Source organism: Rhizobium sp. SRDI969 (genome assembly GCF_025152725.1).
GTDB classification, from domain to species: Bacteria; Pseudomonadota; Alphaproteobacteria; order Rhizobiales; family Rhizobiaceae; genus Rhizobium; species Rhizobium leguminosarum_I.
Genome location: NZ_CP104039.1, coordinates 270,686 through 286,911, shown reverse-complemented (window position 1 = coordinate 286,911; position 16,226 = coordinate 270,686). Strand labels below are relative to the sequence as shown.

The 16,226-nt window shown below is 58.9% G+C and carries 17 protein-coding genes and 1 pseudogene; 12 read left to right on the top strand and 6 right to left on the bottom strand.

Going from position 1 to position 16,226, the window contains the following annotated elements:
• The first annotated feature begins 53 nt into the window (after window positions 1–53).
• Window positions 54–1,472 carry an NfeD family protein gene (locus tag N2A41_RS33085; RefSeq protein ID WP_260112071.1) on the top strand — a complete coding sequence of 473 codons (1,419 nt, stop codon included), beginning with the start codon at window positions 54–56 and terminating at the stop codon, window positions 1,470–1,472.
• Complete coding sequence (locus N2A41_RS33080; protein WP_170277473.1) at window positions 1,469–2,254, top strand: slipin family protein; 786 nt, start codon at window positions 1,469–1,471, stop codon at window positions 2,252–2,254. Before N2A41_RS33085 ends, N2A41_RS33080 begins: the two co-directional genes overlap by 4 nt.
• Here the strand turns inward: N2A41_RS33080 and N2A41_RS33075 are convergent.
• Window positions 2,251–2,428, bottom strand: a pseudogene (locus tag N2A41_RS33075) (IS630 family transposase); the annotation flags it as partial. The gene N2A41_RS33080 and the pseudogene N2A41_RS33075 overlap by 4 nt on opposite strands.
• A 283-nt stretch (window positions 2,429–2,711) precedes the next feature.
• Between N2A41_RS33075 and N2A41_RS33070 the strand changes: the two are divergent.
• From N2A41_RS33070 to N2A41_RS33060, 3 genes are all read left to right on the top strand, one after another.
• Window positions 2,712–3,824, top strand: coding sequence for a site-2 protease family protein (locus N2A41_RS33070; RefSeq protein WP_170277552.1), 1,113 nt, complete (start codon window positions 2,712–2,714; stop codon window positions 3,822–3,824).
• A 647-nt stretch (window positions 3,825–4,471) separates the two neighbouring features.
• Entirely contained in the window at window positions 4,472–4,711 is a 240-nt protein-coding gene (locus N2A41_RS33065) for a DUF4167 domain-containing protein (protein ID WP_170277474.1), read from the top strand.
• A gap of 315 nt (window positions 4,712–5,026) precedes the next feature.
• Entirely contained in the window at window positions 5,027–5,353 is a 327-nt protein-coding gene (locus N2A41_RS33060; protein WP_246730999.1) for a hypothetical protein, read from the top strand.
• A 397-nt stretch (window positions 5,354–5,750) separates the two neighbouring features.
• On the opposite strand, the gene N2A41_RS33055 is transcribed toward N2A41_RS33060, so the two are convergent.
• Together N2A41_RS33055 and N2A41_RS33050 are read right to left on the bottom strand one after the other, a co-directional pair.
• Window positions 5,751–5,999 (bottom strand): hypothetical protein, encoded by a 249-nt coding sequence (locus tag N2A41_RS33055; RefSeq protein WP_170259939.1) that lies wholly within the window; start codon window positions 5,997–5,999, stop codon window positions 5,751–5,753.
• A gap of 338 nt (window positions 6,000–6,337) precedes the next feature.
• The gene (locus N2A41_RS33050) at window positions 6,338–6,784 is read right to left on the bottom strand and encodes a hypothetical protein (RefSeq protein ID WP_260112070.1); all 447 of its coding nucleotides are present in this window, start codon (window positions 6,782–6,784) and stop codon (window positions 6,338–6,340) included.
• A 995-nt stretch (window positions 6,785–7,779) separates the two neighbouring features.
• On the opposite strand from N2A41_RS33050, the gene N2A41_RS33045 reads away from it, so the two are divergent.
• The 7 genes from N2A41_RS33045 (at window position 7,780) to N2A41_RS33015 (ending at window position 12,651) form a co-directional block, all read left to right on the top strand.
• Window positions 7,780–8,019 carry a hypothetical protein gene (locus N2A41_RS33045; RefSeq protein WP_020486284.1) on the top strand — a complete coding sequence of 80 codons (240 nt, stop codon included), beginning with the start codon at window positions 7,780–7,782 and terminating at the stop codon, window positions 8,017–8,019.
• Window positions 8,020–8,037: 18 nt separating this feature from the next.
• Complete coding sequence (locus N2A41_RS33040; RefSeq protein WP_170277477.1) at window positions 8,038–8,502, top strand: YbhB/YbcL family Raf kinase inhibitor-like protein; 465 nt, start codon at window positions 8,038–8,040, stop codon at window positions 8,500–8,502.
• A gap of 421 nt (window positions 8,503–8,923) precedes the next feature.
• Window positions 8,924–9,196, top strand: coding sequence for a hypothetical protein (locus N2A41_RS33035; RefSeq protein WP_162117660.1), 273 nt, complete (start codon window positions 8,924–8,926; stop codon window positions 9,194–9,196).
• Between the two features lie 206 nt (window positions 9,197–9,402).
• Complete coding sequence (locus N2A41_RS33030; RefSeq protein ID WP_260112069.1) at window positions 9,403–11,397, top strand: protein-L-isoaspartate(D-aspartate) O-methyltransferase; 1,995 nt, start codon at window positions 9,403–9,405, stop codon at window positions 11,395–11,397.
• A 15-nt stretch (window positions 11,398–11,412) separates the two neighbouring features.
• Window positions 11,413–12,081, top strand: a complete 669-nt coding sequence (locus tag N2A41_RS33025; RefSeq protein ID WP_260112068.1) for a glycoside hydrolase family 76 protein — start codon at window positions 11,413–11,415, stop codon at window positions 12,079–12,081.
• Between the two features lie 63 nt (window positions 12,082–12,144).
• Window positions 12,145–12,315, top strand: coding sequence for a hypothetical protein (locus N2A41_RS33020; RefSeq protein ID WP_260112067.1), 171 nt, complete (start codon window positions 12,145–12,147; stop codon window positions 12,313–12,315).
• A 99-nt stretch (window positions 12,316–12,414) separates the two neighbouring features.
• Window positions 12,415–12,651 carry a hypothetical protein gene (locus N2A41_RS33015; protein ID WP_260112066.1) on the top strand — a complete coding sequence of 79 codons (237 nt, stop codon included), beginning with the start codon at window positions 12,415–12,417 and terminating at the stop codon, window positions 12,649–12,651.
• 468 nt (window positions 12,652–13,119) lie between these two features.
• On the opposite strand, the gene N2A41_RS33010 is transcribed toward N2A41_RS33015, so the two are convergent.
• The 3 genes from N2A41_RS33010 to N2A41_RS33000 form a co-directional block, all read right to left on the bottom strand.
• Window positions 13,120–13,425, bottom strand: a complete 306-nt coding sequence (locus tag N2A41_RS33010) for an alkylphosphonate utilization protein (RefSeq protein ID WP_017968764.1) — start codon at window positions 13,423–13,425, stop codon at window positions 13,120–13,122.
• A 486-nt stretch (window positions 13,426–13,911) separates the two neighbouring features.
• Window positions 13,912–14,898: an acrylyl-CoA reductase (NADPH) gene (acuI, locus tag N2A41_RS33005; protein ID WP_260112065.1), complete on the bottom strand. Its 987-nt coding sequence runs from the start codon at window positions 14,896–14,898 to the stop codon at window positions 13,912–13,914.
• A gap of 181 nt (window positions 14,899–15,079) precedes the next feature.
• Window positions 15,080–16,084 (bottom strand): NADP-dependent oxidoreductase, encoded by a 1,005-nt coding sequence (locus N2A41_RS33000; RefSeq protein ID WP_260112064.1) that lies wholly within the window; start codon window positions 16,082–16,084, stop codon window positions 15,080–15,082.
• Window positions 16,085–16,226 lie beyond the last annotated feature (142 nt).

Below are 16,226 nucleotides of genomic sequence, written 5' to 3'. Positions count from 1 at the left end.
TGGCCAAGACGCTTCCGCTTATCTTTTGGTGATTCTGGCGTATACTTGAAACTATGAATAGTTATCGCGCGATGGTGCGATCCTGGAGGTTTTGCCGACAAGCAATTCGAATCTTCGCTCTGGCACTCATTTTGGGTTCGGCATCCCTATTTTCCGCCGCACCGACAGCGGGTTCGGAGCGCGTCGCCCTGTTATTGCGGTTGAATGGCGCCGTCAGCCCGGCGTCGGCCGACTATGTGAAACGCAGCCTTGAGCTTGCCAACGAACGCGGAGTGACGCTGGTCGTTCTGCAAATGGACACACCCGGCGGCCTCGATACGTCAATGCGGGAAATCATTCGCGCAATCCTTGCCTCGTCCGTGCCTGTCGCGAGTTTCGTAGCCCCGAGTGGCGCACGTGCGGCCAGCGCTGGCACTTACATTTTATATGCCAGCCATATCGCCGCCATGGCGCCAGGCACCAATTTGGGTGCGGCAACGCCCATTGCCTTCGGTGGGAGCGGGTTCGACGGTGACGACGACCGTGACCGCAAGCAGCAACAGCCGCGCAACGCCCCAGAGGCAAAAGCAGTGAACGACGCGGCTGCCTATCTTCGAGGGCTGGCTGAGCTTCGCAATCGCAATGCCGACTGGGCAGAACGGGCGGTGCGCGACGCCGCAAGCCTTTCATCGATTGCTGCCCAACGTGCAAAAGTCATCGATTTCACCGCAACCACAGTTGATGATCTGTTGGCGCAAGCCAATGGTTATACGGTGCGCGTGGGAGAGGCGGACATACAGCTCGATACAACCGGTCTCATCGTCCAAAACGTCGAGCCCGATTGGAGGACGCGCCTGCTCTCGGTCATTGCCGATCCGAACGTGGCACTCATCCTGATGATCATTGGTATCTACGGCCTGATCTTCGAGTTTCTTACGCCCGGTGCGGTGATCCCTGGAACAGTCGGCGGCATCTGTCTTTTACTCGGTCTTTATGCTTTGGCCATGCTGCCGGTAAGTTACGCAGGAGTCGGCCTCGTCGTTCTTGCTGTCGCGCTGTTCGGTGCGGAAGCGCATACGCCGACGTTCGGCATCCTCGGCCTCGGCGGTGCGGTCGCGCTCGTTCTTGGCGCAACAATTCTCTTCGATACGGATGCGCCGGATTTGGAAGTGAGCTGGCCAGTCCTGGTTGGCGTCGGCATTTCAGGCCTTGCGTTCAGCTTCATTGTCGCTCGGCTTGCGTTCACCGCCCGCCGGCACGCCGTCGTGACGGGTGCGGAGCAGATGATCGGCATTTCCGGCAAAGTTTCCGATTGGACGGACACCACTGGCTACATCGTCGCCCATGGAGAGCGCTGGAGGGCGGTCTCCGCCGAACGGCTCACAGTTGGAGTGGATGTGACGGTCATCGCTCGAGAGGGGCTAACGCTGGAGGTTGCCCGCAAGCCGCTCGGAGATCAACGGCCGCTGGAAGGCAGGGAGAAAAGCGCATGACCATGTTTGGAGATTTTATCTTCTATGTCGTCGGGATCATCCTGTTGCTGGTTATCATCGCGAGTGCGGTCAAGATCCTGCGCGAGTATGAGCGTGCCGTTGTTTTCACACTTGGCCGATTCACCGGCGTAAAGGGCCCCGGATTGATACTGCTCGTTCCCTACGTGCAGCAGATGGTGCGGGTCGATTTGCGGACACGCGTGCTCGATGTACCCAGCCAGGACGTCATCTCTCATGACAACGTCTCTGTCCGCGTCAGTGCGGTGATTTATTTCAGGGTCATCGATCCTGAAAAGTCGGCGATTCAGGTCGAGGATTTCATGACAGCCACGAGCCAGCTTGCCCAGACGACGTTGCGCTCGGTGCTCGGCAAGCACGATCTCGATGAGATGCTCGCGGAGCGCGACAGGCTCAACGAAGATATCCAGAGAATGCTCGACACTCAAACTGACGCGTGGGGTATCAAAGTCGCCAACGTCGAGATCAAACATGTCGACATCAACGAGTCCATGATCCGTGCGATTGCCCGCCAGGCAGAGGCCGAACGCGAGCGGCGTGCGAAAGTCATAAATGCCGAGGGCGAGCAGCAGGCCGCGGCGAAGCTGGTGGAAGCGGCCGAAATCCTGGCCCGGCAGCCTCTGGCCATGCAGTTGCGCTATTTAAGCGCATTGAACGTCATTGCCGCAGAAGGGAACTCAACGATTATATTCCCCTTCCCGATGGAACTAGCTCATCTCCTGGCCGCCAGGACGGACACACCAACTAGAGCATCGGGCGATTAACAAGCAACGCACCCTGCTTCTTTGAAATAGATCCAGCAGTCGTTCCGTGTGAACAGGTCCGCAGACTTCCGACGGCTTTCCACAAGTCGTCGTAAGTTCTGGCCTTTTCTTTCGCAGCAGCGTCTTGAGTTTGGAGAAGGCCATCTCGATGGGATTAAGGTCCGGAGAGGGGGGCCACGCGGCTATCGCATGTGCGAGGCGCCAGATAGCGATGGCCAGTATTTCCATTATCTCTCCATGTGGCTGTTTGCGCTGGCCAGACTGGGCATGCCTGACTGTCGTATATGTCCTTCATGCGGAACTTCAACTGCCGCTGCGTGTTTCCTGCAGATGTCTGACAACGACTTTCGTATACATTGCGATATCTCGGCGCTTGCATCGCTGCGGACGCGTATTCGCGGCTTTGAATGGCCGCGCGAGGCTGCCGGCAGCGGGTGAGAACGGAAGGAAGTGCCTGATGGGTTGGTCCTTCAAGATCGGGACGGTCGGCGGCACGATGATACGCGTTCATATCACCTTCGCGCTCCTGCTCGTCTGGATATGGCTTGCGCATTATCGGGTCGGCGGCGCGCCGGCGGCGTGGGAGGGCATTGCCTTTATCCTATCCGTCTTTGCCTGCGTCGTATTACATGAGTTCGGCCATATTGTCGCTGCACGCTACTTCGGGATCAAAACGCCGGATATTACCTTGCTGCCAATAGGAGGTGTCGCCCGTCTTGAGCGCATGCCCGAAGAACCACATCAGGAACTGCTGATTGCCATCGCCGGTCCGCTGGTCAATCTGGCGATTGCCGGGCTGATCGTTCTCGTGCTCGGCGCATCGGTGGGCGTGGAGCAGATCATCGAAGTCGACGACCCGAAGATCGGCTTCTTCACGAGGCTCGCCGGCGTCAACATCTTTCTGGTATTCTTCAACATGATCCCCGCCTTTCCGATGGACGGGGGACGGGTGCTGCGTGCCGCTCTCGCTTCGCATCTTACCTGGTCGCGTGCGACGCAGATTGCCGCTGTGATCGGCCAGGGGCTTGCGTTCGTCTTTGGTTTCATCGGTCTCTATTATAACCCGCTGCTGATCTTTATCGGTATTTTCGTCTATCTCGCCGCGGCGGCAGAGGCGCAGAATGCGCAGATCCGTGAGATCTCCGGCAGCGTTCTGATCAGCGATGTCATGGTCACCAAATTCGCAAGGCTCGATCGTTCGGCGAGTATCGACGAGGCAATCGAGATGCTGCTTGCGACAACGCAACGCGAATTTCCAGTGGTTGATTCTGCCGGCCATTTTGAAGGTCTCCTGACGCGTGACGACATGATCCGTGGCTTGAAGGACAAAGGCCCCAACATGCCGGTCGCAAGCGCGATGCGCGTCGATATTCCAAAAATCCATCATCGCAAGAGCCTGGAAGAGAGCCTACGATTGATGCAGCAGGGAAATGTGCCAGCCATCGCCGTTGTAGACGGTGCTGATCATCTCATCGGCCTCATGACGCATGAGACGATCGGAGAAATGATGATGGTCCGCGCCGCGGTATCAGACGGTTTTCGATTTGGCCGCCTGCGCAGACACCAGTGAGATTAGCCGTGGGCTCACGGCCTTGTTCAAAGAGCCTTTGATAAGGAATCAGGCAGCGGATCGTGGCGGGACATGACAAAAACTTCGTCAACCTGCCGCCCAACGAAAACGAGAAGTACCTGTCCGCCTGAGTCGGGCGCGGGTCCTGCCTGCCCGCTAGCGGCCTGCGATGCCGGGTTAGAAAGACCGCAGCGCGGGCAGGCCGTCGATCAGCTTGGCGGTCAGTCCGGGATCAGCTCCTTCCAGGTTGAAACGGCTATAATGCAGTTTTATATAACATGCATTCGAGGGTTGAGGCGTCGTGTGCCAGAAGAGGCACATGTTTGCTGTGTGGCTTTTATTCATCGCCATTCTCCGGGCCGCTGACCATTTCAGTCCGAAACAAAGCAGCCAAGTTTGGTCTTGTCGCTTGTGGGCATGTGCAAGGTTTCTGAACTGAAACGGTAATTGCACTAAGATGCTTCCTGATCATCGGCCGAACCAGGCGCTTTCCGGCTCGAGCTTTTAGGGAAACTGATCATCATCGGTTTCAGCCGCGAAAAGTCGCGGGATTGTCGCAGCCAACGGCCGCGCTCTCAACGTTTTCTACTGTCTCGCCCATATCCATAACCAAGGAGCAAGCCACGTCGCTGGCTTGAAAACACACAATGAACAGACCGCAATCGCCTAACATTGGCTTGAAAAAGATATCTGCAAACACCGGCTCTCGAAGATCTTCCCGTATGGCCGGAAACGCAAAACAGCGTCATGAGCATTATCTCGCTCTTGCCCGCGAAAAAGCTTTATCCGGTGATCGGATCGAAGCCGAAAACTACTATCAGCATGCAGAGCATTATTTCCGCAGCGCCGCGGCCATTGAGCCAGCCGCACAGGAAACAAATCTGTAGTGGCGAGCGCCAGGCCCGCTTTTGCCCGATGCGACCGGCTCCGGCGGAAGCCAGCCTGAACAGCGCGTCCATCAGGGTCAAACTCCGCTTTCCTCTTGCCGAACGGGCGCCGTATGGCGGCGAAAGCACGCATATTGCTGAGCTTTTGGAACGGTCGCGTGTTTGCGGAGTTTCGACCTAAGCTGCCGCGGCGCTAAGGCTACCGTAGCCAGCGAACAATAACCTGTGAGAAGCCGTGCCGCGGTGCCTACGTGGGCTAGCACGGCGATAGACGACCAACGAGCGGCCTCGTTGGAACCGAAAGGGAGAATGATGATGGCCAGGAATGCAAAACAGGAACTGGTGAATTTCGTTGTCAGGCGTGCGCTCGATCCGGTCATGAAGGCAAAGCCGGACGGTCGACCGGAGGCTGAGAAACGCACGTTGGAACATGTCCAGGACGCGACCCGATCGGAGATCGAGCGCTATCGCGGCTACGGTTCTGCGCAGGAGGTCGTCGTCAACTTTCGGCGCGACCTTAATTCACCTGCCGCCGAGAAAGTTCATGCAGATCTCAAGGCACTGCACCTGCCGACCATCAACGACATCGAGGATGAGTTCGATGCAAAGGTGGAAGACCTTGGGGTTCAGGTTTCCTCCTAGCCTGCGGCCGGGTCGGAACATGCCGTCTCGCTCGTGTCGCAGGCCGCCTTCTGCGTCGTATGAAGTTTGATGTGCGGCTGGAAAAGTCGCGGCCCGGCAAGTTCGACTGCGCTGTAGTAGGTCCCGATATAGTGTGCATTTCTCGGAGATGGCTCTGAGCGCGCGGAGAATTATGGCGTCGCTTACTTGAGGATGCGGGAACCTTCTTGGTTCTCAGCAGCGATCGTGTGAAGGACGAGATCGACATTCTACCATGTCTTCGAAGCGATCGTCCGGATCGGCACCACTTGCTGCAGCGGCAGCCGCGATTCGCAAACCAGCGTGGCAATAATCTCGTCCTGCTTCGGCAATCGCCCGTTCTGGATCGGGCGTGGCGGGTGATAACTCCTCGCCGACTCTATCCGCTGAGCGTGCTTACTTCTCCAATGAATGCGGACCAAAAATGAACGACCCGATTTGGACCAATGTATTCAATTCGATAGCCGTGGCCATGCGCTTTTCCCATGAAGCTGTTTGTGCCCATCAGGTCTGTTGTGAAGGCATCCTCATCTGCGTTTGTCGTTTCGGCAAAATTCGCCTTTAGCCAATTCATGCCGCGCTCCGAAGTAGCAACGACCTGCCAGATGCGCTCGGCGGTCTTTTCCACCCGTAAATCCATTTGCCGAAATCATTTGCCGAAATTGTTGCGCTGCTAAGAGATTGGGACTTACGGCGCGCCGGCCCGTTCGCCCATGAACTGAGCTGAATGGTAGATGTCTTCTCCCTCCGTTTGCCAATATTCTCACGATAACGCCTTCGGCGGCCAGACGCCGTTCACTGAAAGTGATTGCCGTGAAGTGGCCGTCTCCATGACGCTCGACCACATCGGCTTCTGGCGCGCCATTCTCTCAACAATCGTCGGGCTGGCCGATGTAAACCCAAACCGGCCTCCAACGTCTGCCTTGGTGTCGTCGCTTATTTCAACGGCGCTTCGCACAAATGGACCTATCGCACGAAAAAGTTTCGCAGCCTGGCCAAAATGCTTTGCCGATCGCCTGCGGCGATCAGTGCACGGACATGACGAGCGGCCGTCGCGGAGCTGACCGTCGCCCCGAAGTGGCAATAGCAGACAAGTCTATGCAGCTGGTTGTCACTCAGTTCGAAGAACCTCTGGGCTTCGCCGTAGCTGTCGTTCTCCAGACCGGCTGCTCGCATCACCGGGTCGGCAAACGCCACCGAGATCGGCGAATGGTGGGCGCGCATGATCGCACGCTCCCCGGCCGGCTGATATTCCGTCTGATGCAGGGTTGAAAGTGCATGATGCTCACTGCGCTCCAGAAGTTCCGCCCAGCGTTCAAGGCGTTCGCGGCGCGACATTGCCGGTGCCGGACGCGGGTAGTCGAGATTGATGCTGGCGACGGTCTGCAGTTGTTCAAGGGCATGGTGCTTCATCGAAGCCTCCTTTTCGGACGATAGCTGGTCCAAGCATCTGGGACATATTCCCAAATTGAGCGTGACTTCGACGCGCGATCAAGTGACGGAGATTTTTTGTCGCGCTTCGATTTCCTCTCCGGACGAGAGCTGGAACTCGCTCCTGCCCGTTTGCGCCCGCCAACGGGCGAACTTAGGATGCGTTCAGGCTGCCGACTGCGTCGGGAATGTTTTGAGCTACCAAACCCAATTGTCGACGGAAGGTTCCGATAAAATTCCAGGTTGATGCGAGCACTTCAACATTGCCCCGTCGGATTCCACAGGGCTCCCTGTTCAACCATTGCTTCGATGCATGCCTGCAATCTCATCAGGAAGCTTTTCTTAAGAGATTTGGTTTGAAACCGCGTTGTCGCGCAAATTGACCTCGATTTCTTTCTCCTCGAGGCCGGGCAATTCAGCGGTGATGTCATATGCTTGATCGGTTTCGTGCAGGTCAAAGCTCGGCCATAAACTCCCAGCGGTATTTGCGGTGGCGGCATCGACCGTCGGGGAAAAAGCGGTTGATTTCTCAACGGAACGACATGAACGGATCGAGCCCCGGCGGATGGAGGCCCCGAGAGGGTGTCGAAGCCGTTATGTTACGGTTTGTCATGGCTTTTCTCCTGCTTCGTTGCTGGCTGTCGCCCAACAGGTGGCAATTTAAGGAAACCACCGGTCCGCAAAGATATTCCGCGGGCAAACGAGAAAGATGCATGCTGCAAATAGCCGCAAATTAAAGACCATCGGCAAAGCTGTTACGGGCCGCCGCTCCGGTGACAAAAGCCGAATTCCTACGGCATGAGAATCCGGGAGTGCCCCACAGAAACTTAAGCACCATTCTTCCAAATCCAAGGGAACAATGAGAACGCCGGTGGGTTCGACTATGCGATTAGAAAAGTCGGGCCGTCCACAGCGATCGGCCGCGGGCAAATTCACCGAATTGCAAGGCATGCGCCTGCTAAGGAAGGAAAAATGTCATGACGGGCAGAAAGACTCATGAGCAACAACTTCGCGTTATCGAAAAACGCGAGAAAACCGCAAATGCCGACGAGGCGTTCGACGCGGCGGCAGATCTGCATCGAAATGAACAGGCAAGGGAAGCCTATCGAAAAGGAACCGACCTGAAGGCCGACCCAGATCTTCGCAGTGAAGATCGGAACATGGTCCGGGGCCTCAATCAGGAAAGCGGGCACAAAAAAGGAAGCGGCTCTTCCTGACAAGGAAAGGAAATTGTCATGGCTTTGACATTGATCAGCAAGGCCTTTGCGCAAGATCAACCAATCCCCAGCAAATATGCGCGGGCGGGCGAGAATCTTTTTCCGCCGCTCGCCTGGAGCGGCGCTCCCGATGAAACCAGAAGCTTTGCTCTGGTCGTCGAGGATCCGGACGCTCCAAACGGCACTTTCCGTCACTGCGGTATTGCCAATATCCCAGCGCAATGGACTGCGCTTGCGGAAAGCGCCGACACAGCGCCGGAGCGAGCGCCGCGGTTTTATAAGAACGATTTCGGCAATGCCCGTTACGATGGCCCGCAACCGCCGCCCGGCGATCGCCCTCATCGCTACATCTTCCGCCTTGCCGCCCTCGATGTGGCGAAGCTCTCGATTCCGGATGCCGCCGGCATAGGCACGATGTGGGCAGAGGCAAAGAAACACGCACTGGAGGAGGCAAGCGTCACAGGTACGTACCAAACACAATAGCCAAAGGAGATAACAATCCATTTGGACAGCGAGACGCAGCAATGCGTCGACAACTGCCTGCGCTGCCAGAGCATCTGAATGGGGCGTCAAATAGGTCTTCGGCTATTCTGTGACGGGATTAACCATGTTTTCCGAGCGCTCAATCGCGCAGGCGTCTGTATCGCGACGTCTGGTCCCGGCGCCTCCTAGATGGCGTCCCGAGGGTGGTGCCGACGCACATTAGTTTCGAGCAGATGCGCAAACATCTCCTTGGCCGCCGATGAAGGAGGATTCGCATAAGCGGCGTGAGCCGCGGCACGGTGCACCAGGTCGTCAGCGCTCTGATACCAGGGAAAACCTGAAGTGCTGTTGTTGATCCAGTGGTGTCGTCATCGGAACATTCCGAAGGCAATCCGGCTCAATAGGAGAAAAGGAGCATAAGATGCGTACGTTTCGACGATATCGGAAAGGCGAGGCGAGTGTCGGCTCAATTGTCATCAAGTTCTATCACTCGGGTGACCAAATCAGAGGATATATCAGGAAGGTCACCGACCCCAAGCAGGAGAAGGATACCGTTTTCCCGAGCGAGGAACTGCAGGTGGACGATGCGTTTCTGATGGCCGAGAACAAGCACCGGGAAGCGCCCGACACGCCCATCTTCGTCGAGCTTGCGGAAGGTATACGCTGGAATCCCACCTGGGGCAGATTGATTTGATGCGAGGGAATTGACGGCAAGATGGATTTGCCTCCAGCGCTGAATTTGATCCTGACTCAGGCGTTGAAACCATTGTCGAGGCGATCGAGCCGCTGATGTTGCGGGCTGGCGAGAAACGCAACAAGCAAGTGCCCCGACATCGGGGGTCGGCCTGTTGCATAGCCATAAATTACTAAGGAAACGGCCGCAAAAGGAAGGAGGCCGGGATGGTCGACTACCAGCGCATGCGCGATCACATGGTCGACGTCTACATAAGACGGCGGGGGATACGGGATGAGCATGTCCTGAAGGCGATGCGCACCGTGCCGAGAGAGCGTTTCGTTGCCGAAGGCATGGCAGAGTTCGCCTATGAGGATGCGCCGCTCCCGATAGAGGAGGGGCAGACCATTTCGCAGCCCTATATCGTCGCCGCGATGATCGAGGCGGCGGAGGTGCGCCCGGGCGATCGTATTCTCGAGGTCGGAGCCGGTTCCGGCTACGCGGCCGCGGTGATCGGCCAGATCGCGGCGCATGTCTATGCGATCGAGCGCCACGGGGCCTTGGCTAGGTCGGCAAAGCGGCGGATGGCTGATCTCGGCTATGGCAATGTGGAGGTTCTTGCCGGCGACGGCACCCGCGGACTTCCTGAACAAGCGCCGTTCGACGCCATTTTGGTGGCCGCGGGTGGTCCTGTCGTGCCGGAGGCGCTGAAGGAACAACTCGCAATCGGCGGGCGGCTCGTGATTCCTGTCGGTGAAGAGTTCAGCCAGACACTCTGCAAGGTCATCCGGCGCACCGAGACCAGCTACGAGGAAACGAATCTTGGGGCTGTGATGTTCGTGCCGCTGATCGGGGAGCAGGGATGGTCCGAGGATGGCCGCCGCACCGCGAGCAATCACAAGCCCGGCGCCTCACGAAAGCAGAGCCTGCCGGAGATGATTGCCGAAGCGGCCGAAGACCTGCCCGGTTTCGACGACCCCGCCTTCGGCCGCTTGTTCAACCGCTTTGTTGATCGGCGCGTGGTCTTGCTTGGGGAAGCGAGCCATGGGACGCTCGAATTTTACCAGGCCCGAGCCGCGATCACACGTCATTTGATCGCCAATCACGGCTATAGGATCATTGCTGTCGAGGCAGATTGGCCGGACGCGGCGAAAGTTGATCGATACGTCCGACATCGATCCGCGTCCGACCGTAAAGAGTCTCCGTTTCAACGATTTCCGACCTGGATGTGGCGCAACACGGAAGTTCGGGCACTGACGGAGTGGATGCGGGAGCACAATGCGGGTCTCGACGCCATGGAGGATCGGGCTGGCTTCTACGGGCTCGACATCTACAACATGTCCGATTCGATCGGCGCCGTGCTTGACTATCTGGATCGGGTCGACCCGCAGGCGGCAGCGGTCGCGCGCGAGCGCTACGGCTGCCTGACGCCCTGGCAGAAGAATCCCGCGACTTATGGCCGGGCGACACTCAGCCGCGGTTATGCAGAATGCGAGCAGGCGGTGATCGACCAATGCCAGGAGCTCTTCCGCCGGCGGTTGGACTATGCCGACAACGACGGCGATGCCTTCCTCGATGCCACCCAGAATGCCCGGCTGATTGCATCTGCGGAACGCTACTATCGCATCATGTACTATGGCGGAGCGGAAAGCTGGAACCTGCGTGACAAGCATATGTTCGAAACGCTGCAGCATCTGCTTGACGCGAAGGGACCGGATGCCAAGGCGATCGTCTGGGCCCACAACAGTCATATCGGTGACGCGCGCTTTACCGATATGGGCGCAACGCGTGATGAGTTCAACATCGGCCAGCTTTGCCGAGAGGCTTTCGGAGACGACGCGGCTCTCATCGGTTTTGGCACCCATAGCGGTACGGTGGCGGCCGCCAATGACTGGGATGGAGATATGGAGGTCATGCGCGTAAACCCCTCCCGAGCCGACAGCTATGAAAGGATGTGCCATGATGCGGGCAAGCGCCGCTTCCTCCTCGACTTGTTGCCTGGCAGGCACGAGCCGCTCAGGCGCCGCCTCTCGGAGCCGCGGCTCGAGCGTTTCATCGGCGTTGTCTACCGGCCAGACACAGAGCTGTGGAGCCACTACAGCCAAGCGATCCTTCCCGAGCAATTCGATGCCTACGTCTGGTTCGATGAGACCCAGGCAGTGACGCCGCTCGGGCCGGAGCACCATCGCGGCATGCCAGAAACCTATCCCTTCGGTGAATAGACGATGCTTCGCGACATGGATTATGTCCTGGCCAAGCTCGACTGGATGCGCAGCGAACGCATCTGGCCCAATGGGTTGCGCTATCTCTGGACCGACGCGTTCGGTGTCGTGCTCTATCTGTCGCTTTACCGACAGACTGGTGAAGAGCGCTGGCTGGATGCGGCGGAGGAACTGGTCGGCGAGGTCGGGCGCGTCCTGGGGCGGCCACGTGGCTATCGCATCGGCGAGGCGTCAGACCGAGATGGCCAGTACTTCCATTATCTTGCCATGTGGCTGTTTGCGCTGGCCAGACTGGGCGATGTGAAGCCGGAGTACCGCGCGAAGGGCATCGCAGTCGCCAAGGCGATCCACCCGGCTTTCGTCCTGCCCGGGCGCGGCGTGATCTGGAAGATGCAGGAGGATCTGAGTGCGCCGTATCCCGGCTATGGCCTGGGGGCGATGGACGCGTTCGATGGGTATGTTTCCTACTCTCTTCTCGATCGGAACGCGCTAGCCGCCGAAATCGCCGAAATGCGAACGCTGATCGAGCGGCAGTACCGCACGCTGGACATCGACCAGGATCTCGGTCTTGGCATGATGCTGTGGCTCTGCCATTTCTTCCCGACAGAGGATTGGGCACGCGTCCAGACGGAACGGAGCCTGGCGGCGCTCGATCGATTGTGGATTGACCCGCCGGGTTATTAGGGGCGTGCCAGCTACGCACCGCATGTCCGTATTGCCTTCGCCAATTATGGCGTATCGCTGGGATTGCAGGCAATCGATCGATGGCCGGAGCGGGTCGACCGGCTGAACACCTATTTCGATGTCTACCGCTCAAATGACGAATATGACAGGGAAGCGATCACCCATGTCATGGCCTGCGCCTCGCATCTTCCCGGCCTCTTTCTGAACGCTGACAACCGAGACAGGGGCGGGTAAGGCGAAGTGCTTCACTGGAACAAATCTTTCAGGTTGTCGTTCGCCGATCAGTGAAGGATTACCTCAATGAACGACATGGCAGACGAAACGGAAGCGCGGTTGAACGCCCACCGCCGGCTCTTTGTGTCACTGCTCACAATCATCGCCGGCGATCCAAAGTTTCATCAGGCGTTGGAATCGCTGGCGCACGAAAATGAAACCGTCGGCGATCAGGAAGAAGATCCCGGTGCCGAACCGAGCAGGGCTTTCGCCATTCAGGGCCTGGCGAACGACGAAATCCGTGCAATTCTCAAAGATGCCCTCGCACGGGCGCTCGCCCGAAAGCGAAGCCGGTGACTGCAAGAGATACAAATTTGAATCCGACATGCGGCAGCGGTCGAATTGAACGGCCATAGGCAAACCTACATCGCCGGCACGAACTTCGGTCCATCCGATGCTGCGCGCCGATCTGTTCGAGGCGCTGGTCGTGTTGATCCGCGAGCCGACGCGACCGATGGGTCTTAGCCGGCGTGGCGCTGGTCAAGGCCGACGCGCTCGACGGTCATGCGTCCGTCGAGCTGCCCAAAATTCCACGGGCTGCGAATCCGACAAGCCATGAGCCGCTTGCGTCCCTGACCGGGAAGAGGTGAATGCCCTCCAGGACTATGCAGCCAAACACGGCGGCGCTGGAAAAGCATCCTGAGTCGGGTGTGAATGGGCGAAGCGCCCTATGACGACGGTGGCACCCTGCGCCGGCTGCGCAACACCCACGGTCCGACCTGGCTCGATCGCTATCGCCTGCCGAAACGCCAGGCAGATCGCCGATCAGCGCTTGCGCACAAACTCCGTGCGCAGGACCAGCCCCTTGATCGCATCGTGGCGGCAGTCGATCTCTTCCGGGTTGTCGGTGAGCCGGATCGACCGGATGACGGTGCCCTGCTTCAGGGTCTGGCCCGCGCCCTTGACCTTCAGGTCCTTGATCAGCACGACGGAATCGCCGTCGGCAAGAAGATTGCCGGATGCGTCGTGGACTTGCGCGGCTTTGGCCTTGTCCGCAGCAATTTCGGAAGCCGGCCTCCACTCGCCGGTTGCTTCGTCATAGATGTAATCGTCGTCATTCTGGTCGCTCATTGCATTGCCCTTTCTCGGGAGAGTCCTTTTTGACCGTCCCTCATGTCATGCGCGTCTATCGTGGAACGGCGTCGAGATCAAACGGCGGGCGTTTTACGTCGGTTGCACTGAGCGGATCAGCGAGCCTCGCGGAATGTCGGAGCATCCGGCCGCGCTGGCGCAGAAGGCTGCTGGCGGATTAATTCAGATCTGGCGCGGGGCCGCTTGCGCGCCGCGTGGCGGCCGGTCAAGCCGTTTGTGGCAGCAGGCACGCGGGCTTCGCAGGTCCGGGGACCCGCTTGCCCGCTCACCGGCTCCGCTCGACCTGGCCAACCCGGACCCTGAAACGCGCGGCTTGCGCCGGTTCCTTTCGACCGCACCGGAGGGCAGACCGGCTAAGGGGCCGGAACCGCTTCGGAAAACCGAGAAGGAAACCATCACGGCAAAGCCCGCAAGCCGCTCCCGTCAAGCCGCCCAGTGCCAGCTGACCATCCGACCACACGAGGGTTAGGCATTGACGTCGACGACCGTGCGACCCTGAACCTGTCCTGCAAGGAGCCGTCGCGCAACGTCGGTCACGTCGGCCAGCCCGATAACTTTCGTCGTGCGAGCGAGCTTGTTGAGATCGAGATCGCGGGCCAGACGCGACCAGGCTTTGAGGCGAACCGATTGCGGCGCGTTGACGGAATCAATGCCGGCGAGCGTGACGTTGCGCAGGATGAAGGGCAGGACGGTCGCGGGAAGATCGAGGCCCTGGGCGAGGCCGCAAGCGGTCACCACACCGCGATACTGGGTCTGGGCCAGCACGTTCGCCAGCGTATGGCTACCAACGGAGTCTATCGCACCGGCCCATCGTTCGCTGGTAACAGGCGTGCCCGGTTCGGAAAGGGTTCGGCGATCGATGACATCGGCTGCGCCAAGCTCGCGCAGATAGTTGGCCTCTTCGAGACGCCCGGTTGATGCGACCACACGATAGCCGAGGTCGGCGAGAAGGGCGATCGCGATCGATCCGACGCCGCCGTTGGCACCCGTGACAAGGATGTCGCCCCGGTCGGGCGTAATGCCGCCATGTTCGAGCGCCAGCACCGACAGCATTGCCGTGTAGCCCGCTGTTCCGACGGCCATGGCATCCAAGGTAGACAGGGGGGCCGGAATCTTGACGAGCCAGTCGCCGCTCAGCCGGGCCTTTTGCGCGTAGCCGCCATGATGGGTCTGGCTCAGTCCCCAGCCATTGGCAACGACGCGGTCACCGACTTCGATGCCTGGATAGGAGGACCCCTCGACTGTTCCCGCAAGATCAATGCCAGGAATGAGCGGGAATGTCTGGATGATCGGAGCACGACCCGCAAGCGCCATGCCGTCCTTGTAGTTCACAGTCGAGTAGTCGACGGCGATCGTGACATCGCCCGGCATGAGGTCTTGCTCTTCCAATTCGACCAGATCCGTCGATATCGTATCGCCGCTTTTGCTGGCCATAAGTGCTTTGAATGTCATTGATCTATCCTCTGTTTGTTATTGCCGGTGGCTTCCAGGCGGTATCGGCCCGCCGTCCGATAGCGCTCGGCGGGATGCTCCTGCCTGGTGTTCGGAAGGATGGCCAGGCGACCCGCGTGGCAGGTATCTGCAAACCGCGTCAGTTTCACCGGTCGCCAATCCGGTGAGGCCGGTACGGATTCTAGTCTGCGACCGCTATGATGACTTTGCCCTTCGCGCGCCCTGTCTCGACGTAAGCTAAGGCATCGCCGGTCTTCTCGAACGGGAAAACCTTGTCGACCACCGGGCGGATCACGCCCGATTCGATCAGGGAGGCGATCTCGCCTAACTGTTGACCTTGCGCTCGCATGAACAGGAACGAGTAGCGCATGCCAAGGCGCTTGGCTTTTTTCCGGACCCCTCGGCTCAACAAGTGCAAGACCAGTTTCAGGAAAAGGTTCAGACCGCGTTCCTTGGCAAAAGCCGGATCGGGCGGACCGGAGATGGAAATCAGCTGGCCGCCCGGCTTGAGCACGCCGAACGATTTGTCGAGGGTCTTCGCATCCTGGCTGTTCAACACGAGGTCGTAGCCCGACAGGACCTTCTCGAAATCCTGCGTCTTGTAGTCGATCACCACATCCGCCCCGAGACTTTTGACCAGATCGACATTCTTCGTGCTCGTCGTCGTCGCAACCGTTGCCCCGAGGTGCTTGGCGAGCTGGATGGCAAAAGTCCCGACACCGCTGGAGCCGGCCTGGATGAAGACCTTCTGGCCGGGCTTCACCTTGGCTAGCTCGACCAGCGCCTGCCACGCGGTCAGCCCGACCAGTGGGATGGACGCCGCTTCGGCCATGCTGAGTTTCTTGGGCTTCAGCGCAACGTCCGCTTCATTGATGGCGATGAATTCGGCGAATGTTCCGATCCGATGATCCCGCGGACGGGCATAGATCTCGTCACCCACCTTTAGACGCCTGACGGCGGCTCCCACCCTGACAACCGTCCCGGCGACGTCGTGTCCGAGCACGAAAGGCGGCCGATAGGGCAGGATAAGTTTGAACTCTCCATCGCGGAGTTTGGAATCAAGCGGGTTCACTGCGGTAGCTTGAATCCGGACGAGGACGTCATTGGCCTCCAACGCCGGCTCCGGCATGGCGACCAGGCGCAGAGCGCCTTTCTTTTTGTACTTATCGACGACGAATGCCTTCACGGCGTTTTCTCCAATGTTAAATTTTGCTGGTGGTCGGAGGCATTGAGGAAGGAAAATGCCTTCGGCTGTGGGTTGAAGGGCTGCTCGGTCATCGTCTTTTCCTGTCTGATGGAGGACGACGCGCCGGGTGTGCCGGGCTTGT